Genomic DNA, 19,974 nt, shown 5'->3' with positions numbered 1-19,974 from the left:
TCCAAGGTCCTAGCGTGGAGGCCATGACGGTGATCGAGAGCACTCCCGTGCGCACCGGGCGCCCCGACGCCTGCGCCTCCGCGCCGCCCCCGCATCCGCGCCCCGACGGACAGGACCGCTACACGATCAGCGAGGTGTCGGCCTGGACCGGGCTGACCGCGCACACGCTGCGCTGGTACGAGCGGATCGGGCTGATGCCGCACGTCGACCGGTCGCACACCGGCCAGCGCCGGTTCACCAACCGGGACCTGGACTGGCTGACCTTCGTCGGCAAGCTGCGACTGACCGGCATGCCCGTGGCGGACATGGTGCGCTACGCCGAGCTGGTGCGCGAGGGCGAGCACACCTTCGAGGAGCGGCAGGAACTGCTGGAGTCGACCCGCCGTGATGTGCGGGCACGCATCGCGGAGCTCCAGGACACGCTCGCCGTCCTCGACTACAAGATCGACTTTTACGCGGGCGCCCGGCGGGCCCCGGAGAGGACCACATGAGCATCGACAAGATCGCCACGGTACGCCTCGGCACGGACGGCCCCCTGGTGGGCGTCCAGGGCTTCGGCGCCATGGGCATCAGCGACTTCTACGGCGACACCGACGAGGCCGCCGCCCGCGACACCCTCGACGCCGCGCTGGAGGCGGGCGTCACGCTGATCGACACCGCCGACATGTACGGGAAGGGCGCCAACGAGGAGTTCCTCGCGCCGTTCGTCGCCGCGCACCGCGACGAGATCACCCTGGCGACGAAGTTCGCCATCGAGCGCACCGACGATCCCCACTACCGGGGCATCCGCAACGACCCCGCGTACATCAGGTCCGCCGTGGAGGGCAGCCTGCGCCGCCTGGGCGTCGACGTCATCGACCTGTACTACATGCACCGCCGCGACCCGGCCGTGCCGCTGGCCGAGTCCGTCGGCGCGATGGCCGAGCTGGTGGAGCACGGACTCGTCAAGCACCTCGGGCTGAGTGAGGTGACCGGCGCGGAACTGCGCGAGGCGCACGCCGTGCACCCGATCACGGCCCTGCAGTCCGAGTGGTCGCTGTTCTCCCGGGACGTGGAGCACAGCGCGGTGGGCGCGGCGGCCGAGCTGGGCGTGGCGTTCGTGCCGTACTCGCCGCTCGGGCGGGGCTTCCTCACCGGGGCGTTCGCCGACGCGACGAAGGACCTGCCGGGCGGCGACTTCCGGCAGTTCCAGCCGCGCTTCTCGGGCGACAACGCCCGGCGCAACGCCGCCCTGCTGGAGCCGGTCCGCACGATCGCGGAGGCGCGCGGGGTGACGCCCGCTCAGATCGCCCTCGCCTGGGTCCAGCAGCGGGCGGAGGTGCACGGCCTGGCCGTCGTGCCGATCCCCGGCACCCGCAAGCGCGCCCGGCTGCTGGAGAACGCCGCGGCCACCCGCATCACGCTGACCGCCGACGAGCTGGCGCTGCTCGAACCGATCGCCGCGCAGGTGGCGGGCGACCGGTACCCGGACATGTCGTCCACGTCGGCCGCCCGCGAAGGCTGATGAAGGGCGTACACCGCGAAGCCCGCCGCCAGCAGCCCCGCTGCCGTGCGGCGGGCCGGGGTCGCGCCGGTCCACGGGGACTCCAGCCCCCGCGCGTACCGCCCGATCAGGATCAGCAGCCCCGCGAACAGCGGCAGCCACGCCGCCCGCGCCAGGACCCAGCCGAGCGTGTCGGGCGCGGTCGTCAGCCCCGGCACCGTACCGACCGTCAGCGACGCGGGAACGGCGGCGGCCAGCATCGCCGTCTGGTGCCAGCACAGGATCGTCATCGCCGACAGGTTCACCACCACGACCGGCGCCCACAGCGCGGGCCGCCTCAGCAGCCTGCCCAGCCGGTCGCGCAGCAGGATCGCGGCGCCGCTCTGCGCGGCGGCGAGGGCGAGGACGAGCAGCGACGGCGGGTGGGAGTTGGTGCGGGCCTCGCCGGGGACGCCGACCATCGAGGCGGGGTAGTGGAAGGCGAGCAGCAGGGCGGCGAAGAGCGCGGCCCCGCCGAGCAGCAGCGCCCACGCCTGCCGCCCGCCGAGCCGCTTCTCGCCCCACGACACGCCCAGTTGGTACGCGAAGAGCCAGCCGGGCAGCAGGTTCAGCAGGCTCAGCCAGGACGGCATGGCCTGCGCGTACGGCCCGTACCGCAGGAAGTCGACGACGGCGACCGACCCGAGCAGCGGCACCGCCGCCCACACGCCGCCGAGCCGGCGGGCGGCGTACCCGCAGTACGGGGTGAGGGCGGTCACGACCGCGTACACGCCCACGAACCACAGCGGCTGGACGACCAGCGTCGAGGCGGTCCGCAGCGTGTCGCCCGGCACGTCGAGGCCGTAGCGCAGCACGGGCAGCAGGACGGCCCACACGGCGGTGACCCCGAGGACCGGCCGGCCGAGCCGGGCCAGCCGTCCCCCGAGCCACGCGCGCGTGGAGCCGGTTTTCCTCCGGTACGACAGGACGGACGCGTACCCGCCCACCAGGAAGAAGATCCCCAGCGTCTGGAGCACCCAGCTGACGGGTGCGAGGAAGCCGAAGGCCGTGAGAGGGCTGGCGTTGTGGATCGCCCCGTCACCGTCGAGGGTGAACCCGCCGAGGAGCCAGTGGCCGGTCGGCACGGCGAGCAGGGCGAGCGCGCGCAGCCCGTCGATCGCCCGGTCGCGGTGGGCGGGCGTGCGGGCCTCGATGCGATCGGTCAGCCTCATCGGACCTCTCCCCGGGCGATGGCCGCGAAGGTACGGAGAGACTCGGTGCCCGGCGCGAAGTAGCCGGTGTGGCCGTGGGCGTCGGCGGCGGGCACGGGGCGGGCGCCGAAGTCGGCGGAGGCCGGGTCGGGGCCGTGGCCGAGGCCCAGGAGCCGGGTGTGGGGCACCTTGGAGATCCAGTCGGACGGGTCCTTGGCCGCCCACACGCGTGCGGAGGTGCGCAGGGCGGCGACGTTGTCGGCGCGCATGCCGGGCGAGCCGAACACGACCAGGTCCCTCGCCCTCAGCCGGCCGGCCGCCAGGCCGCACACCACCGAGCCGTAGCTGTGGCAGAACACGGCGGGCGCGGGGGCGCCGGCCGCGGCCAGCCCGTCCGCGAGGCGGGCCAGCCGCTCGGCCCCGGCCTCGGCGAGGCCGCCGGTCGCGGCGTCGACGCCGACCCCGACGGGCGTGGTGTAGCCGGCCCAGGCGATGACGGCGACGTCCTCGCCGGTCGCCGCCCGCAGTTGCCGCGCCATCCCGGCGGGGGTGCCGTACGGATCGCGTGCCCGGTCGTACGTCCCCGCGTCGACGTCGGACCCGGGCACGATCAGGGCGATGTGCCGGCTGCGCGTCAGGTCGCCGTACACCCCGGCGACCTGGCCCCGCCCGCGCGGGTCGAACGCCAGGATCCGCCGCCCCTGCCCGGCCAGGTGCGCGAACCGGGCGTCGCGGCGCAGGGCGGTCGCGTTGGCCTCGTAGCGCAGGGCGACCGGCACGCCGTCGAGGTTGCCGACGACGGAGGGGTGCCGGCGCACCAGGTCCCGTTGCCGCGCGGGGCTCAACGTGCGGAAGAACCCCGCCACTTCACGCGGTGTGGCGCGCTCCGGATCGGGAAGGGCCCGCCCCAGCGACGTATCGGCGCGCCATGCGGCCGTTCCCGGCGGCGGCCCGGTCACGGCCCGCTGACCGCTCCCGGCGGCCCATCCGGCGGTCCCGGCGGCAACGGCCGTCGCCAGCGCGACGGCGGTCACGGTCCTCTTCCAGCGGCGCATGACGCCCCCCTCTTCTTCCTTCGTCCTGTGCGGCGAGAGGAAGGTAGGAGGACGCCCTCGGAGGGGACGTCACACCGCGGGGCCAACCACGGGGTGATACCGGAGTAGGGGGTGGGCGAGACCCGGGCGCTACGCCTCGCCCGGGGTGACCAGGCCCGATTCGTACGCGAAGATCACGGCCTGCGCCCGGTCCCGGAGGTCCAGCTTCGACAGGACCCGGCCGATATGGGTCTTCACCGTCTGTTCGGCCAGGATCAGATGCCCCGCGATCTCCTGGTTCGACAGGCCCCGGGCGATCAGCTCCAGGACCTCCGTCTCGCGCGGCGTCAGCCCCTTCAGGCGCAGGGAGCGGTCCCGGCGCGGGGCCGGGCGGGAGGCGGCGAACTCGGCGATCAGGCGCCGGGTCACCGAGGGCGCCAGCAGCGCCTCGCCCGCCGCCACCACCCGTACCGCACCGATCAGGTCGGCCGGCGGGGCGTCCTTGAGCAGGAACCCGGACGCGCCGGCGCGCAGCGCCTCGTACACGTAGTCGTCCACGTCGAAGGTGGTGAGCATCAGCACCTTCGGCCGGTGGACGACGCCCGGGGGCGGCGACAGGATCTCCCGCGCCGCCGCCAGACCGTCCATCTCCGGCATCCGTACGTCCATCAGGACCACGTCCGGGTGCGTCGAACGGGCCACCGACACGCCCGCCCGGCCGTCCGGCGCCTCGCCCACGACGTCGATGTCCGGCTGCGCCGACAGCAGCGCGGCGAACCCCGCGCGCACCATGGCCTGGTCGTCGACGATGATCACGCGGATGGTCACACGGGTTCCTTCGCGGTGAGGGGGAGACAGGCCGCGACGCGGAATCCGCCGTCCGGCAGCGGCCCGGTGTCGAGCGTGCCGCCGGTCAACCGTACGCGCTCGCGCATCCCCACCAGCCCGTGCCCGGTACCACCGCTCTCCAGGGGCGAACGCGCCCGGTCCGGCGGGCCGTTGACGACCAGGACCGTCAGCCGGCCGTCCGCCGACGTCACCGACACCCGCGTCGGCGCGCCCGGCGCGTGCCGCACCACGTTCGCCAGCGCCTCCTGCACGATCCGGTACGCCGACAGGTCCACCGCCGGCGGCACCGGGCCCAGCTCCGCCGGGAGCGACAACTCGGCCGGCACGCCCGCCCGTACCGTCGCCTCCACCAGCTGCTGCACCCGGTCCAGGCCCGGCTGCGGCGCCCGTTCGCCCTCCGTGCCCTCGCTGCGCAGCACCGCCAGCAGCCGCCGCATCTCCGTCAGGGACTCCCGCGCGGACGCGGCGATCGCCGAGAACTCCTCGCGCGCCGCCTCCGGCAGGCCCTCGATCCGGTACGGCGCCGAATCCGCCTGCACCGTGATCACCGACATGTGGTGGGCCACCACATCGTGCAACTCGCGCGCGATCCGGGCCCGTTCCTCCAGCAGCGTGCGCCGGGCGCGCTCCGCCTCACTGATCGTCTCCTGCTCGACCAGCCGCCGTTGCGCGTCCCCGCGCTCCCGCAGCGTCCCGGTGAGCAGCAGGACGACGCCGCTGAGGACGAACATCAGCAGGTGCGTACCGTCGCCGTGCGGCCGGGGCAACAGCTCGAACGCGAACCCCGCCGCACCCGTCACCAGCCAGACGCCCAGCAGCGTCCGGCGAGGCTCGCGCAGCCCCACCGCGAGCATCAGCGCCAGGTAGCCCACCACCACCATGGGCGTCCACGGCCAGGGCCGGCCGGCCACGCCGTCCGCGCCGAGCAGCACCAGCGCGCCCAGGACGTCACCGGCCAGGACGATCCACCAGGCCTGGAGCGGCCGGGTCACGGCGAGCAGCAGCGGCGTGGTCTGGGCGGTGGCCAGGGCGCCGGCGATCGCGCCGTTCACCCCGTAGTCGTTGGCGAGCACGGTGACGGTGCTGGGCAGCAGGGATGCCACGAACGCGAACGCGAGGGCGTACGGAAGCAGGCGCAGCCACCGCGAGGACGCCTCGGCGAGCAGCGGCGCGCCCGGTGCGGTGGGGGTGGCGAGGGCGACGCCGAGCGCGCGCAGCGACTCGCGGGTGCGGTCGCCCTTGTGGTCGCGCGTGTGGTCGCTTGTGCGGGAAGGTGCGGTACTCATGGTCCGGCCAGCCTAGAAAGCGGCGGGCTCCCCGGCGTCATACCCGGGAGCCGGTCCCCGCCTCATACCGGGGTATGACAGCGCCGGGCAGGACCGCCCGGGTCTTCGCCGCTCGCGTACGGCAGCGCCGGGCCTCACAGCTCCGCCAGCAACTGCGCCTTCTTCGCCGCGAACTCCTCGTCCGTCACCAGCCCCGCCTGGTACAGCTCGCCGAGGTGCCGTATCCGCTCCGCGATGACCGCCGGGTCCCGCCCCGCCGTCACCGCGGCGCCCACCGGGACGGGCTCCCCGCCCGCGTCCCGTACCGCCGCCAGCACCGCGGCCGCGAACGGCAGCGACTCGTGCACCGGCCCGTAGCCGAGCCCGAAGACGACCGCCGCCGGGTCCTGGTCGGCCTGGGGCTCCGGGTGGTGGCCGCGCCGCAGCAGCCGCAGGTACCCGTCGAAGACGTCCGGCGAGCGCCACTCGACGCCGCTCAGCTCCCGTACGGAGAAGGTCTGGTCGCCCGCCTTCCACTTGGCGGACGACGCGCCGGTCCAGAACCAGCGGAACGCCACCTGGCCGCCGTCGAAGCTCGCCTTGCCGTCGTACGCCTTGAACTGGAGGGGCGCTTCGGGGGCGGCGACCAGGAACCGGTCGGCCCGCTCCTTCGCCTCCGGCCCGAGCCGGGCGCGCAGTTCGTCCGCGTAATACTCGGCGAGGGTCTCCCGCTCGGCGGGCAGCACCAGGCGGTACGGGTCGCAGGCGTCCTTCAGCTGGCCCGCCGCGGCCTCCATCAGCGGATCGGCACCCGCTCTGGGCACGGCGTGCAGCACCACCGTGCCGCGTCTGCCGGGGGAGAGGGTCACCGACGCCAACGCCTCGTGCGGGACACGCCGTTCGCGCAGCGCCTGGTACAGCTTCGGTGCGCGGATCCCCCGTTCGAAGCGGATGAGCACGGCGTCGGGTTCGAACTCCCAGGTGGCATGAATTCCGGCCAGCACATCACCCATGCGCCTCATCGTATGCGGCGGGCGCCCGCGCGTCGCCCCCCGAAGAGTTGCGAGGTTTCGCACCGTCCCACGCGTTTCTACGCGCGTCAGAGCGCCGTCGCGCCGGAGATTCCACCGCGGCAGGCGTCCCCGGTGCCCGCACAGCGCACGGACCGGTACGAGCCGACGCCTATCTCGGCGAAGTTGCGCAGGCTTTCCGTACCCGGTTCGAAGTACCCGGCGTGCCCCACCGCGCCCGCCGCGGACAGCAGGCGCGCCCCGAACTCGGGCGCCACCGGGTCGGCCCCGTGCCCCAGCCCGCCGACCTCCAGGTACGGCACCTCGGCGATCCAGTCGTCGGCGTCGCGCATGGCCCACACCCGGGCGCGGGTGCCGAGCCCGGCGGCGCTCGCGGCGCGCATCCCGGGACTCCCGGCCACCGCGAGGTCGGCGACCCGCGGGGGCAGCCGGCGGGCGGCGACCCCGCACACCACGGAGCCGTAACTGTGGCAGAACAGGGCCACCCGCGAGTGGCCGGGCAGCGCGCCGGTCAGGGAGACGAGCCGGGCTGCCCCGGTTTCGGCGCGCCGGCCGATGGCCGCGTCCATGCCGACGCCCACGGGCGCGGTGTAGTCCGCCCAGGCGATGACGGCGGTACGGGTGGCGGGCGCGGCGGCGCGTTCGGCGGCGTACAGCGACTCGGCCATGCCGACGGGCGCGGTGTACTTGCGGGCGCTCCTCTGGAACGTCAGCAGGTTGGTGTCGACGCCCGGGACGATGACGGAGACGCGCTGGGCGCGGTCGAGGTCGCCGAACACCTCGGCGACACGGCCGTTGCCGGAGGGGTCGAAGGCGAGGATCTGCCGGTCGGCGCGCATCAGGGAGGCGAACCGGTGGGTGCGGCGGACCGCCTCGCGGTGACCGTCCGGGGACAGCCGCCTGTCGTCCACGCGCCGCTGCTCGGCGTCGAGCGCGGCGCGCAGCGCGAGCCGGTTGGCGCGGTAGCGCAGGGTGACGGGCGCGCCGTCGAGGTTGCCGACGACGAGGGGGTGTTCGGTGGCGAGCCGGTCGCGCTGCCGGGGGCTCAGCGACGCGAAGAACGCGGTGAGCTCGGCCGGTGGCGACTGGGGGTCGGGAAGGTGGCGCGTGCCGATCCGGTCGTCCCGCCAGGCGGCCACTGCGGCCTCGCGCGGCCCGCCCGGCCCGCGCTGATCGCGTATCGCGGTCCAGCCGGTGGTCATCAGGAGGACGAAGACCACGGCCAGGGCGAGCAGCGCGCGCCACACCTGGGGTGTGGCGCGCCACACTTGGGGTGTGGGGGAGGAGTCGAAGGAAGTCACTGCGGGACACCCTAGGAGACACCTGAGGGGCCCCGGGGAGAGGGTGACGCACGTCACGCGTGAGAGTGGCGGATCGGGGTAGTGCGGTTACTCCGCGTGCGCTCCGGGCGTACGCCGCGGGGCCCGCGCAGGCGCCTCGCCGCCGCGCCAGTCAGTGGCGAGCGCCGGTCCGAGGTGATCGAGGTAGGCCTCGGTGAGGGCGCGGATCGCCTCCAGGGACGCGTCCTCGCCGCGGCCCCACAGCTGGCCGGTCATCCGCATGACGCCGCTGAACGCGGCGACGGCCACGCGCGGGCGCGGGTCGGCGTCCACGTCCAGGCCCTCGCGTTCGGCGATCAGCCGGGCGATGTTCTCCTCCATCTCGATGGAGCGGCGCAGGTGTACGGCGAGGAGCGCGGGCGTGGACTCGATCACCTGGAAGGTGCGGAGGTACAGCTCGACCGGCACGACCTCCCTGATCGCCTCGCCGATGGTGTCCCAGGCGGACAGGACGGCGTTGCGCATCGCCTCCAACGGGGCCTCGTGGCCGGGGCGTTGGCGCAGGGCGTCCACGAAGTGCCCTTCCACCATCTGCTGGACGGCGAAGGCGACCTCTTCCTTGCTGGCGAAGTAGCGGAAGAAGGTGCGCTGCGAGACGTCGACGGCATCGGCGATCTCGTCGACCGTGGTCCGCTCGTACCCCTGGGTGGTGAAGAGCTCCAGCGCGGCGCGCAGCAGGGCGTCGCGGGTGCGCTGCTTCTTGCGCTCGCGCAAGCCCGCGGAGCTCGGCTGCTCAACCGTCACGTCATGGTCCTCTTTCTGCCATTTCTGGCTGCTCAGGCTACCTGTGAGCGGCGTGACAGTTACCGGCGTGTGAAATGCTTTGTCAATTGTCAGCGGCTGACATTAGCCTCGCGGTATGACTAGTCAGACCACCATCGAAAAGTCGCCACACGGCGGGGATCCCGCGCCCGCACCGGCCAAGGGGCTGCGCGGCCACCCCTGGCTGACGCTGTTCGCCGTGGCGGCCGGCGTGATGATGGTCGCGCTGGACGGCACGATCGTCGCCATCGCCAACCCCGCGATCCAGCAGGACCTCGGCGCGTCGCTCGCCGACGTCCAGTGGATCACGAACGGTTATCTGCTGGCGCTGGCCGTCGCCCTCATCACGGCCGGCAAGCTCGGTGACCGCTTCGGCCACCGCCAGACCTTCCTGATCGGCATCGCGGGTTTCGCCGCCGCCTCCGCGGCGATCGGCCTGTCCGACTCGATCGCCCTGGTGATCGCCTTCCGGGTGCTCCAGGGCCTGTTCGGCGCACTGCTCATGCCGGCCGCGCTCGGCCTGCTGCGCGCCACGTTCCCGGCCGAGAAGCTGAACATGGCGATCGGCATCTGGGGCATGGTCATCGGCGCGTCCACCGCGGGCGGCCCGATCCTCGGCGGCGTGCTCGTGGAGCACGTCAACTGGCAGTCGGTGTTCTTCATCAACGTGCCGGTGGGCGTGATCGCCCTCGTCTTCGGCCTGGTCATCCTGAAGGACCACCGGGCACGGAACGCGCCGCGCTCCTTCGACCTGCTCGGCATCGTGCTGCTGTCGGCCGCGATGGGGTCCCTGATCTGGGGCATCATCAAGGCCGGCGAGAGCTGGGGCTGGGGAAGCGCCAGCACATGGGGCTTCCTGGGCGGCGCGGTCGTCCTCTTCGCCCTGTTCGCCGCCTGGGAGCTGGTGCTCCAGAAGGCCCTGCGCAAGGACCCGCTGATCCCGCTGGGCATGTTCCGCTCCATCCCGCTGTCGGCGGGCACGGTGCTCATGGTCCTGATGGCGTTCGCCTTCATGGGCGGCCTGTTCTTCGTGACGTTCTACCTCCAGGGCGTCAAGGGACTCAGCCCCGTCGACAGCGGTCTGCACCTGCTGCCGCTGACGGCCATGATGATCATCTCCTCGCCGCTGGCGGGCGCGCTCATCACCAGGTTCGGGCCGCGCGTGCCGCTGGTGGGCGGCATGGTCTGCACGGCCGCCGCCATGTTCGGCATGATCACCCTGACCGAGGGCACCGGCACGCTGGTGATGTCCCTCTGGTTCGCCCTGCTGGGCCTGGGTCTCGCGCCGGTCATGGTGGGTGCCACGGAGGTCATCGTGGGCAACGCCCCGCTGGAGCTGTCCGGCGTGGCCGGCGGTCTCCAGCAGGCCGCGATGCAGGTCGGCGGCGCGCTGGGTACGGCGGTGCTCGGCGCCGTCATGTCCTCCAAGGTCAGCTCCGAGTTCGCAGGCAACTGGCGGGAGGCCGGGATTCCGGTGCCGCCGGACCCGCGGCTGGAGCAGGCGGCGGAGTTCGGCACGGTTCCGGCGGAGCTGGCGAAGACGCCGGGTATGACGCCGGACCTGCTGTCGAAGATCGGTGGCGTCATCCACGACACGTTCATGTCCGGCATGGGTCTGGCCTTCACGGTGGCCGGTGCCGTGGCGGTCGTCGCGGCCCTGGTCGCCACGCTCACCAAGCGCGGTGAGAACGCCGAGGCGGGCGCGGGCGGCGCGCACATCTGACGTTCCTGGCAGTTCCCTCGGGCCCCGGCAGCCATGCGATGCGCTGCCGGGGCCCGACGCGTGTCGGTCGGTCACTCGTACGGGTGGACCGGCCCGGGAACCCTTCCCCAGAGCGGTCACTCAGCGTCACGATGGGGGCAAGTGATCTTTACGACACACGGGGGTTCCCATGCGTTCCACGACTGCCCTGACCACCGCCGCGCTCACCGCCACGGCGCTCGCCGCCACGCTCACGGGTGCCGTTCCGGTGGGCGCCGCGCCTGTGGCTGCGGCGACCGGGAGCGCCGCGACCGGGAGCGCCGCGCGTGTGGCCGCCGCGTCGCCCCGCCTCGGACCGTGTGACACCGGGCAGTTGTGCCTGTGGGCCAAGGAGGGCTTCAAGGGGGCCCGGCACGCGCATGAGTTGACCGGCGTCGACATCGAGGCGTGCGTCCCCCTCCCCGCGGGGACCACCGCCGCCGCCCTCGCCAACCGCACCGGACGGCCCGTCACCACCTACCAGTCCGCCGAGTGCGCCGAGACCGGCGAGTTCGAGACGTATCCGGGCGGCGGCACCTGGGTGCCCCAATCCCCCTATCAAGTACGGGCCTTCAAGGTGTGGGAGAACTGAACCAGGGCACCCGCACGCCATGAACGGTTTCGGGTACACCTCGCGTTCGCGCAGGAACCCCCGCTCACGCGGCCGGATGTGGTCGCGGACCGGGCCGGATCGCGCGACGCTCGGGATCGTTGGGCTGGTCTGCGCGGTCGCCGGCTTCTTCGTACTGGGCATCATCCTCGGCCCGGTGGCGATCGTCTGCGGCTGGCTCGGCATGGGCCGGCGCTGGGCGTCCGATCACGTCCCGGCGCTGGTCGCCTTCGTTCTCGGGGCGATCGACACCGTGCTGGCCCTGATATGGGCGGCCGGCGCCGGCACCCCGGGCAACGGCCTGTTCTGACAGCGGCCGCCGGCCCGGCAGGCCGGGCAGCGTGTGAGGCCCGGCAGGTCCGGGGAGCCCCGTAGCCCGTCATGTCCGCAGGCCCAGTTGGCCCGGCAGGTCCGGCAGCTCCCGCAGGTCCCGCAGCTCGGTGGGTCGGCAGGTCCCGCAGCCCGGCAGGTCCGGAAGCCCGTCATGTCCGCGGGTCCAGCCGGCCCGGCGGGCCCGGCAGCTTCCGCAGCCCGGCATGTCCGCAGGTCCAGTTGGCCCGGCAGGTCCGGCAGCCCGGTAGGTCGGAATGTCCGCTGGGTCCGGCCGGCCCGGCAGCTCCCGCAGTGCGGCAGGCCCAGCCGGCCCGGCCGGCCCGGCGGACCCAGCAGGGGTTCAGGTTCGCTCCGCGGTGGTCTGTGCCGGCACCGCCGGGGCGTTGCCCGAGAGCCGCACGACCTCCGCCCGGAGCTGCCTGACCTCCTCGGTCAGCGCTTCCAGGAGCGCGGTCTGGCGGCGCTCCTCCTTGTCGTCCCGCTCGAAGCGGGAGATGAACCACGCCGCGATGTTCGCCGTCACCACACCCAGCAGCGCGATGCCCGACAGCATCAGGCCCACGGCCAGCAGCCGCCCGAGCCCGGTCGTCGGCGCGTGGTCCCCGTACCCCACGGTCGTCATCGTCGTGAACGACCACCACACCGCGTCACCCAGCGTCTTGATGTTCCCGTCCGGCGCGTCCCGCTCCACATGCAGCACGGCCAGCGAGCCGAACATCAGCAGGCCCGCCACCGACCCGGCCACATACGTCGTGAGCGTGATCTGCGACGCCATCCGGGCCCGCCGCCCCACCAGCAGCAGGGTCGAGACCAGCCGCAGCAACCGCAGCGGCTGGACCAGCGGCAGCACCACCGCCACCAGGTCCAGCGGATGGCTGCGCACGAACAGCCGTCGCGAGGGGGCCAGTGCCAGCCGTACCACGTAGTCGAGGGCGAAGGCTCCCCACACGGTCCACTCCACCGCCGTGCACACCGCGTGCACCCAGTGGTCGGCGTCGGGCGCCACTATCGGCACGGCGTACGCGACGCCGAAGGCGACCGCGAGCGCCAGCAGCGGCGCCTGGGCACGCTGTTCCCAGCGGTGCTGCGAGGTGGATTCCGTCATGCCGGGCATCGTAAGGAACGCGAAAGGGCGGCGGGACCACCAGGCCCCACCGCCCTCACGACCGCACGACCGTCAGCCGCTACGCGTCCCGGCTTACGCCTGACGCTTGCGCCTGACGCCTACGCCTGACGCTTACGCGTCGCCGCCCGCCGCGCCCGGGTCGGCAGCCTTGACGTCCAGCAGCTGGTACCGGTCGATGGCCTGCTTCAGCACCGAGCGGTCCACCTTGCCGTCCTGGGCCAGCTCCCTCAGCACGGCCAGCACGATCGACTGCGCGTCGATGTGGAAGTACCGCCGCGCAGCGCCCCGCGTGTCCGCGAAGCCGAAGCCGTCCGCGCCCAGCGAGGAGTACGTACCCGGCACCCAGCGCGCGATCTGGTCCGGAACCGAGCGCATCCAGTCGGAGACGGCCACGAAGGGACCCTCCGAGGCGGACAGCTTCCGCGTCACATACGGGACGCGCTGCTCCTCCTCCGGGTGGAGGAGGTTGTGCTCGTCCACCGCGACGGCGTCACGGCGCAGCTCGTTCCACGACGTCGCCGACCACACGTCGGCCCGTACGTTCCACTCCTCGGCGAGGATCCGCTGCGCCTCCACCGCCCAGGGCACCGCGACACCGGACGCCATGATCTGCGCCGGGATCGCCCCGGCCTCACCGCTCTTGAAGCGGTACAGGCCCTTGAGGATGCCCTCCACGTCCACGTCCGCCGGCTCGGCCGGGTGCTGGATCGGCTCGTTGTAGACGGTCAGGTAGTAGAAGACGTCCTCGCTGTCCGGCCCGTACATCCGGCGCAGGCCGTCCTTGACGATGTGCGCGATCTCGTAGCCGAACGCCGGGTCGTACGCGACACAGGCCGGGTTCGTCGACGCGAGCAGCTGGGAGTGCCCGTCCGCGTGCTGCAACCCCTCACCGGTCAGGGTCGTACGCCCCGCGGTCGCGCCCAACACGAAACCGCGCGCCAGCTGGTCGGCCATCTGCCAGAACTGGTCGCCGGTCCGCTGGAAACCGAACATCGAGTAGAAGACGTAGACCGGGATCAGCGGCTCGCCATGCGTCGCGTACGCCGAGCCGGCCGCGATCAGCGACGCCGTGCAGCCCGCCTCCGAGATGCCGTCGTGCAGCATCTGCCCGGTCGGCGACTCCTTGTAGGCGAGCAGCAGCTCACGGTCGACCGCCTCGTACTGCTGCCCCAGCGGGTTGTAGATCTTGGCGCTCGGGAAGAACGAGTCCATACCGAAAGTGCGGTACTCGTCGGGCGCGATCAGCACGAACCGCCGGCCGATCTCCTTGTCCCGCATCAGGTCCTTCAGCAGCCGCACGAACGCCATCGTCGTGGCGATCGACTGCTGCCCGGAGCCCTTCTTGACCGCCGCGTACGTCTTGTCCTCCGGCAGCGTCAGCGGCTTCGCCCGCACGACCCGGGTCGGGACGTACCCGCCCAGCGCCTTGCGGCGGTCGTGCATGTACTGGATCTCCTCCGAGTCCGGCCCGGGGTGGTAGTACGGCGGCAGGCCGGACTCCAGCTCCTTGTCGGAGATCGGCAGGTGCAGCCGGTCGCGGAAGCGCTTCAGGTCGTCGACCGTCAGCTTCTTCATCTGGTGGGTGGCGTTGCGGCCCTCGAAGTTCGGGCCGAGCGTCCAGCCCTTGACCGTCTGCGCAAGGATCACGGTCGGCTGGCCCTTGTGCTCGACGGCCGCCTTGTACGCCGCGTAGATCTTGCGGTGGTCGTGACCGCCGCGGCCCAGCATCAGGATCTGGTGGTCGGTCATGTTCTCGACCATCGCGCGCAGCCGGTGGTCGTCACCGAAGAAGTGCTCGCGGATGTACGCACCGGTCTCGGTGGCGTACGTCTGGAACTGTCCGTCCGGCGTGGTGTTCAGCTTGTTGACCAGCACGCCGTCGCGGTCCTGTGCCAGCAGCGGGTCCCAGGAGCGGTCCCACACCAGCTTGATCACGTTCCAGCCGGCGCCGCGGAACTGCGACTCCAGCTCCTGGATGATCTTGCCGTTGCCGCGCACCGGGCCGTCGAGCCGCTGGAGGTTGCAGTTGACGACGAACGTGAGGTTGTCGAGACCTTCGCGCGCCGCGATCGACAGCTGGCCGAGCGACTCCGGCTCGTCCATCTCGCCGTCGCCGAGGAACGCCCACACGTGCGACATGGAGGTGTCGGCGATGCCGCGCGCCTCCATGTAGCGGTTCATGCGCGCCTGGTAGATCGCGCCGATCGGGCCGAGGCCCATGGAGACGGTCGGGAACTCCCAGAAGTCCGGCATCAGCCGCGGGTGCGGATAGGAGGACAGCCCGTTGGGGAACTTCGACTTCTCCTGACGGAAGCCGTCCAGCTGCTGTTCGGTCAGCCGGTCCAGCAGGAACGCGCGCGCGTAGACGCCGGGGGAGGCGTGGCCCTGGAAGAAGATCTGGTCGCCGCCGTCGCCCTCGTCCTTGCCGCGGAAGAAGTGGTTGAAGCCCACGTCGTAGAGCGACGCCGAAGAGGCGAACGTGGCGATGTGGCCGCCGACGCCGATCCCGGGACGCTGGGCGCGCGACACCATCACGGCGGCGTTCCAGCGGGTGGCGTTGAGGACCTTGCGTTCGATCTCCTCGTTGCCGGGGAAGAACGGCTCGTCCTTGGTGGCGATGGTGTTCACGTAGTCCGTGCTGCGCATCTCGGGCACGGCCACGCGCTTCTCGCGGGCCCGCTCGATCAGGCGGAGCATCAGGTAGCGGGCTCGCTCGCGGCCGCGCTCGTCGATCGCGGCGTCGAGGGAGTCAAGCCATTCCTGGGTCTCTTCGGGATCGAAATCCGGGACCTGGCTGGGAAGGCCGCCAATGATGATCGGGTTGCGATCGGATCCGGAAGCCACGCTGTTCCTTCTGTTCGGTGGAGCCTACGGGGATGTCGGCTGTACGGTCGCGCCACCACCATCGTGTACCCCGTGGGACGCAAACGTCATCTTTACCGAGGGGTAACCCTTGCGGGTCGCCCTGTTCCGGCCCAGGTGGGGACCCGGGTCGGGGGGTGCGGGCCCCGGTCGGGCGGGGCGGGCCAAATCGCAACTTTACGCCCGATCCGGCCAGGTGTTCCGCACGGCCGTGCGCACCCTCCGGGCGCACGGAAGGAGTAGAAACGCATAAAGTGGGTCAAGAGCCGTGGTGTGGATCGCGGGCGTGGGCGGGAAGCTGCCTGGAGTTGCGGCGAGACGGCCCCAAAAGTCACCGTTTCGGCGGTCTCGATCGCCGGGTACTTGCGCGATCCGCCCAGCACGTGTGGACTACGCCCAATGCCACGCGTACGCGCGCGGCCGAAGCACTTTACAAACACGATCAGGAGGCAAGCCGTGAGCGCGACCGCGGACCACGCGGAGGAGCGGACCAACCCGGCGGCAAAGCTGGGGTTCGAGCCCGGACAGGTGGTCCAGGAGATCGGCTACGACGACGACGTCGAGCAGGAGCTCCGTGAAGGCATCGAGGCCGTCATTGGCCAGGAGCTCGTCGACGAGGACTACGACGACGTCGCCGACGTCGTACTGCTGTGGTTCCGCGACGAGGACGGCGACCTCACGGACGCGCTGGTCGACGCCATCGGTCTGATCGAGGAAGGCGGGCAGATCTGGCTCATGACGCCCAAGACGGGCCGTGAGGGCTACATCGAGCCCAGCGAAATCAACGAGGCCGCCCAGACCGCCGGCCTCTCCCAGACCCGGAGCATCAACGCGGGCAAGGACTGGACCGGCAGCCGGCTGGCCACGCCCAAGCCCGGCAAGCGCTGAGCCTTCCGCAGCCACCGGGGCCCCCGCCGACAGCTGTCGGCGGGGGCCCTGTGCGTAGGGTGGGGGCCGGCCCAGGAGATCCACGGAAGGGATGGCTTTTTCATGGCGATCGACGCGATCGAGGGAACCGCCGCGACCGAGGCGACCCAGGCGACCCAGGTGGTCCAGGTCGGCACCAAGGCTCCGGACTTCGCGCTGAAGGACAACCACGGGCGCACCGTCTCGCTCGCGGACTTCCGCGGTGAGAAGAACGTGGTGCTCCTCTTCTACCCCTTCGCCTTCACCGGCGTGTGCACCGGTGAGCTGTGCGCTCTGCGTGACGAGCTGCCGACGTTCGTCAACGACGACACCCAGCTGCTCGCCGTCTCCAACGACTCCATCCACACCCTGCGCGTCTTCGCCGAGCAGGAGAGCCTGGAGTACCCGCTGCTGTCGGACTTCTGGCCGCACGGCGAGGTCTCGCGCGCGTACGGCGTCTTCGACGAGGAGAAGGGCTGCGCGGTGCGCGGCACCTTCATCATCGACAAGGAGGGCGTCGTCCGCTGGAGCGTCGTCAACGACCTGCCGGACGCCCGTGACCTGAACGACTACGTCAAGGCGCTCGACACCCTCTGATTCTTCGGCGCAACTGCCTGCTCACGACGGGAACCGGTTACTAGGATCCAGTCGTTGATCCGATGCCAACGCACGACGGGGGCGCTGCCCCTGGAAACCAATGGAGGGACTCGTGGGAGTCAGCCTCAGCAAGGGCGGCAACGTCTCGCTGACCAAGGAGGCCCCGGGCCTGACGGCAGTCACCGTCGGTCTGGGCTGGGACGTCCGCACCACCACCGGTACAGACTTCGACCTCGACGCCAGCGCCATTCTGGTCAACGCCGAGGGCAAGGTCCGCAACGACCAGGACTTCGTGTTCTTCAACAACCTGAAGAGCGCCGACGGCTCGGTCGAGCACACCGGTGACAACCTCACCGGTGAGGGCGAGGGCGACGACGAGCAGGTCAAGGTCGACCTGGCCAACGTTCCGGCAGACGTCGCCAAGATCGTCTTCCCGGTGTCGATCTACGACGCCGAGAACCGCCAGCAGTCCTTCGGCCAGGTCCGCAACGCGTTCATCCGCGTGGTGAACCAGGCCGGCGGCACCGAGATCGCGCGGTACGACCTCAGCGAGGACGCCTCGACCGAGACCGCCATGGTCTTCGGCGAGCTGTACCGCCACGGCTCGGAGTGGAAGTTCCGCGCCGTGGGCCAGGGGTACGCCTCCGGCCTGCGCGGTATCGCGCAGGACTTCGGCGTCAACGTCTGACGCACGGCACGGTCCGCCCGCCGCGCGGCGTCGCCGGCGGGCGGCTCGGCCGGCCACGCGGCTCGGCCGCCATGCAGCTCGGCCGCGCGGCGGGCATGGTCCGGCGCGCGGCCTCGTCCGGCGCCACACGCTTCCGTGCGGCGCCGGACGCGCCTTACCGCACCCTGCACCGCCACGGGGATCCGGGCCGCAGCCCGGTACGCCGGTGGCGGCTCGGCGGCTCGGCGGCTCGGCGGCTCGGGGGCCGCTCGGGGACGGGGGTCCGGGGTCGTCCCCGGGCAGCGCGGCAGCACATCGCAGCAGCACATCCAAGGGGAGGATCCACGTCATGGGCGTCACGCTCGCCAAGGGAGGCAACGTCTCCCTCTCCAAGGCCGCACCCAACCTCACCCAGGTGCTGGTGGGACTCGGCTGGGACGCGCGCTCCACCACCGGAGCGCCCTTCGACCTCGACGCCAGCGCACTGCTCTGCCAGAACGGCCGGGTGCTCGGCGACGAGTGGTTCGTCTTCTACAACAACCTCACCAGTCCCGACGGCTGCGTCGAGCACACCGGGGACAACCTCACGGGAGAGGGCGACGGGGACGACGAGTCGCTGATCGTGGACCTGCCCCGGGTGCCCGAGCACTGCGACAAGATCATCTTCCCGGTCTCCATCCACGAGGCCGACAACCGGGGCCAGACCTTCGGCCAGGTCAGCAACGCGTTCATCCGCGTCGTCAACCAGGCGGACGGCCAGGAACTCGCGCGGTACGACCTCAGTGAGGATGCCTCGACCGAGACCGCGATGATCTTCGGCGAGCTTTACCGGTACGGCGGCGAATGGAAGTTCCGAGCGGTAGGACAGGGGTACGCATCGGGGCTGAGGGGCATCGCTCTAGACTTCGGGGTCAATGTTTCCTAAAGCACGTCTCCGGGTTCGTTCAAAGCCCGGCGCGCACGGCGCGGGGGAGACCCGTACCCGTACTTAACACGATTGGGTAGCCAGTGGTTCTGAAAACCTTCGGCTGGTCGTTCGCCGTCACGGCGCTCGGCCTCGCTTTCGCAGCCTGGCAGTGGGGCTGGGAGGCGTTCGGGATCGTACTGATCCTGTCGATCCTCGAAATCTCGCTGTCCTTCGACAACGCGGTCGTCAACGCCGGAATCCTCAAGAAGATGAACGCCTTCTGGCAGAAGATCTTCCTGACGATCGGCATCCTGATCGCGGTGTTCGGTATGCGACTGGTCTTCCCCGTCGTGATCGTCGCCATCAGCGCCAAGGTCGGACCCATCGAAGCCGTCCAGCTCGCCATGGACCAGCCGGCGCAGTACGAGGCCCTGGTCACCGACGCGCACGCGGCGATCGCCTCCTTCGGTGGCATGTTCCTGCTGATGATCTTCCTGGACTTCATGTTCGAGGAGCGGGAGCACAAGTGGCTCGCCTGGCTGGAGCGCCCGCTCGCCAAGTTCGGCAAGGTCGACATGCTGTCCGCCTGCATCGCCCTGATCGTCCTGCTGATCACCGCGGTCACCTTCGCCACCCAGGCGCACACCAGCGCCGGCCACGCCGACAAGTCGGCCACCGTGCTGCTGTCCGGTGTGGCGGGCCTGATCACGTACCTGGTCGTCGGCGGCCTCTCCGGCTACTTCGAGGACAAGCTGGAGGAAGAAGAGGAACGCGAGCACGAGGAGGAGGAGAAGGCCAAGAAGGAGGGCAAGCCCGTCTCCGCCGTGGGCCTCGCCGGCAAGGCGGCCTTCTTCCTCTTCCTGTACCTGGAAGTCCTCGACGCGTCCTTCTCCTTCGACGGCGTCATCGGCGCCTTCGCCATCACCAACCACATCTTCTGGATGGCGCTGGGCCTCGGCATCGGCGCGATGTACGTCCGGTCGCTCACCGTCTACCTGGTCCGCCAGGGCACCCTGGACGACTACGTCTACCTGGAGCACGGCGCGCACTACGCGATCGGCGCGCTCGCGGTCATCCTGCTCATCACCATCCAGCACGAGATCAGCGAGATCATCACCGGCCTGGTCGGTGTCTTCCTGATCGCCGCGTCCTTCCTGTCGTCCGTCCGCCGCAACAGGGCGCTGGCGGCCGCGGGCGAGGAGGACAAGACGCACGTCACGGTGTGACATTCGCCGGGGCCCGTCGGAGTGTGACGGCCCCGGCATTGAGGA

18 protein-coding genes and 1 pseudogene are annotated in these 19,974 nt (G+C 71.5%); 10 read left to right on the top strand and 9 right to left on the bottom strand.

Features of this window, described 5'->3' with window-relative positions:
• Positions 1-23: 23 nt before the first annotated feature.
• Positions 24-491 (top strand): MerR family transcriptional regulator, encoded by a 468-nt coding sequence (locus QWM81_RS24820; RefSeq protein WP_290114567.1) that lies wholly within the window; start codon positions 24-26, stop codon positions 489-491.
• Positions 488-1,504 carry an aldo/keto reductase gene (locus QWM81_RS24815; RefSeq protein ID WP_290114566.1) on the top strand — a complete coding sequence of 339 codons (1,017 nt, stop codon included), beginning with the start codon at positions 488-490 and terminating at the stop codon, positions 1,502-1,504. The genes QWM81_RS24820 and QWM81_RS24815 overlap by 4 nt, the downstream gene beginning before the upstream one ends.
• A 2-nt stretch (positions 1,505-1,506) precedes the next feature.
• Here the strand turns inward: QWM81_RS24815 and QWM81_RS24810 are convergent.
• From QWM81_RS24810 to QWM81_RS24780, 7 genes and pseudogenes are all read right to left on the bottom strand, one after another.
• Positions 1,507-2,694, bottom strand: a pseudogene (locus tag QWM81_RS24810) (acyltransferase family protein); the annotation flags it as partial.
• Positions 2,691-3,728 carry an alpha/beta hydrolase gene (locus tag QWM81_RS24805; RefSeq protein ID WP_290114565.1) on the bottom strand — a complete coding sequence of 346 codons (1,038 nt, stop codon included), beginning with the start codon at positions 3,726-3,728 and terminating at the stop codon, positions 2,691-2,693. The pseudogene QWM81_RS24810 and the gene QWM81_RS24805, both read right to left, overlap by 4 nt.
• A gap of 129 nt (positions 3,729-3,857) precedes the next feature.
• Positions 3,858-4,535 carry a response regulator gene (locus tag QWM81_RS24800; protein ID WP_290114564.1) on the bottom strand — a complete coding sequence of 226 codons (678 nt, stop codon included), beginning with the start codon at positions 4,533-4,535 and terminating at the stop codon, positions 3,858-3,860.
• Positions 4,532-5,842 carry a sensor histidine kinase gene (locus tag QWM81_RS24795; protein WP_290114563.1) on the bottom strand — a complete coding sequence of 437 codons (1,311 nt, stop codon included), beginning with the start codon at positions 5,840-5,842 and terminating at the stop codon, positions 4,532-4,534. The genes QWM81_RS24800 and QWM81_RS24795 overlap by 4 nt, the downstream gene beginning before the upstream one ends.
• A gap of 134 nt (positions 5,843-5,976) precedes the next feature.
• Positions 5,977-6,834: a DUF4429 domain-containing protein gene (locus QWM81_RS24790; protein ID WP_290114562.1), complete on the bottom strand. Its 858-nt coding sequence runs from the start codon at positions 6,832-6,834 to the stop codon at positions 5,977-5,979.
• Positions 6,835-6,920: 86 nt separating this feature from the next.
• Positions 6,921-8,153, bottom strand: a complete 1,233-nt coding sequence (locus QWM81_RS24785) for an alpha/beta hydrolase (RefSeq protein ID WP_435372450.1) — start codon at positions 8,151-8,153, stop codon at positions 6,921-6,923.
• Between the two features lie 87 nt (positions 8,154-8,240).
• On the bottom strand, positions 8,241-8,936 hold the full coding sequence (locus QWM81_RS24780; protein ID WP_290114561.1) for a TetR/AcrR family transcriptional regulator: 696 nt from the start codon (positions 8,934-8,936) through the stop codon (positions 8,241-8,243).
• Positions 8,937-9,051: 115 nt separating this feature from the next.
• On the opposite strand from QWM81_RS24780, the gene QWM81_RS24775 reads away from it, so the two are divergent.
• The 3 genes from QWM81_RS24775 to QWM81_RS24765 all read left to right on the top strand — a co-directional run bounded on the left by QWM81_RS24775 (position 9,052) and on the right by QWM81_RS24765 (position 11,615).
• Positions 9,052-10,677, top strand: coding sequence for an MFS transporter (locus tag QWM81_RS24775; protein WP_290114560.1), 1,626 nt, complete (start codon positions 9,052-9,054; stop codon positions 10,675-10,677).
• 169 nt (positions 10,678-10,846) lie between these two features.
• On the top strand, positions 10,847-11,287 hold the full coding sequence (locus QWM81_RS24770) for a peptidase inhibitor family I36 protein (protein WP_290114559.1): 441 nt from the start codon (positions 10,847-10,849) through the stop codon (positions 11,285-11,287).
• Positions 11,288-11,306: 19 nt separating this feature from the next.
• Positions 11,307-11,615 carry a small hydrophobic protein gene (locus tag QWM81_RS24765; RefSeq protein ID WP_290114557.1) on the top strand — a complete coding sequence of 103 codons (309 nt, stop codon included), beginning with the start codon at positions 11,307-11,309 and terminating at the stop codon, positions 11,613-11,615.
• Between the two features lie 363 nt (positions 11,616-11,978).
• On the opposite strand, the gene QWM81_RS24760 is transcribed toward QWM81_RS24765, so the two are convergent.
• Positions 11,979-12,752, bottom strand: coding sequence for a potassium channel family protein (locus QWM81_RS24760; protein WP_290114556.1), 774 nt, complete (start codon positions 12,750-12,752; stop codon positions 11,979-11,981).
• Between the two features lie 123 nt (positions 12,753-12,875).
• Positions 12,876-15,608, bottom strand: coding sequence for a pyruvate dehydrogenase (acetyl-transferring), homodimeric type (gene aceE, locus QWM81_RS24755; protein WP_290114555.1), 2,733 nt, complete (start codon positions 15,606-15,608; stop codon positions 12,876-12,878).
• Between the two features lie 474 nt (positions 15,609-16,082).
• Between aceE and QWM81_RS24750 the strand changes: the two genes are divergently transcribed.
• The 5 genes from QWM81_RS24750 (at position 16,083) to QWM81_RS24730 (ending at position 19,929) form a co-directional block, all read left to right on the top strand.
• The gene (locus QWM81_RS24750) at positions 16,083-16,514 is read left to right on the top strand and encodes a DUF3052 domain-containing protein (protein ID WP_290114553.1); all 432 of its coding nucleotides are present in this window, start codon (positions 16,083-16,085) and stop codon (positions 16,512-16,514) included.
• Between the two features lie 102 nt (positions 16,515-16,616).
• Positions 16,617-17,129 (top strand): peroxiredoxin, encoded by a 513-nt coding sequence (locus QWM81_RS24745; protein WP_290114552.1) that lies wholly within the window; start codon positions 16,617-16,619, stop codon positions 17,127-17,129.
• A gap of 112 nt (positions 17,130-17,241) precedes the next feature.
• On the top strand, positions 17,242-17,817 hold the full coding sequence (locus tag QWM81_RS24740) for a TerD family protein (RefSeq protein ID WP_290114551.1): 576 nt from the start codon (positions 17,242-17,244) through the stop codon (positions 17,815-17,817).
• A 328-nt stretch (positions 17,818-18,145) separates the two neighbouring features.
• Positions 18,146-18,721: a TerD family protein gene (locus QWM81_RS24735; RefSeq protein ID WP_290114550.1), complete on the top strand. Its 576-nt coding sequence runs from the start codon at positions 18,146-18,148 to the stop codon at positions 18,719-18,721.
• A gap of 83 nt (positions 18,722-18,804) precedes the next feature.
• Positions 18,805-19,929 carry a DUF475 domain-containing protein gene (locus tag QWM81_RS24730; protein ID WP_290114549.1) on the top strand — a complete coding sequence of 375 codons (1,125 nt, stop codon included), beginning with the start codon at positions 18,805-18,807 and terminating at the stop codon, positions 19,927-19,929.
• Positions 19,930-19,974 lie beyond the last annotated feature (45 nt).

Origin of the sequence: Streptomyces ficellus (assembly GCF_030406405.1) — a bacterium.
GTDB lineage: Bacteria > Actinomycetota > Actinomycetes > Streptomycetales > Streptomycetaceae > Streptomyces > Streptomyces ficellus_B.
The sequence above is the reverse complement of the archived record's forward strand: the minus strand, read 5'-3'. Positions and strand labels throughout refer to the sequence as shown.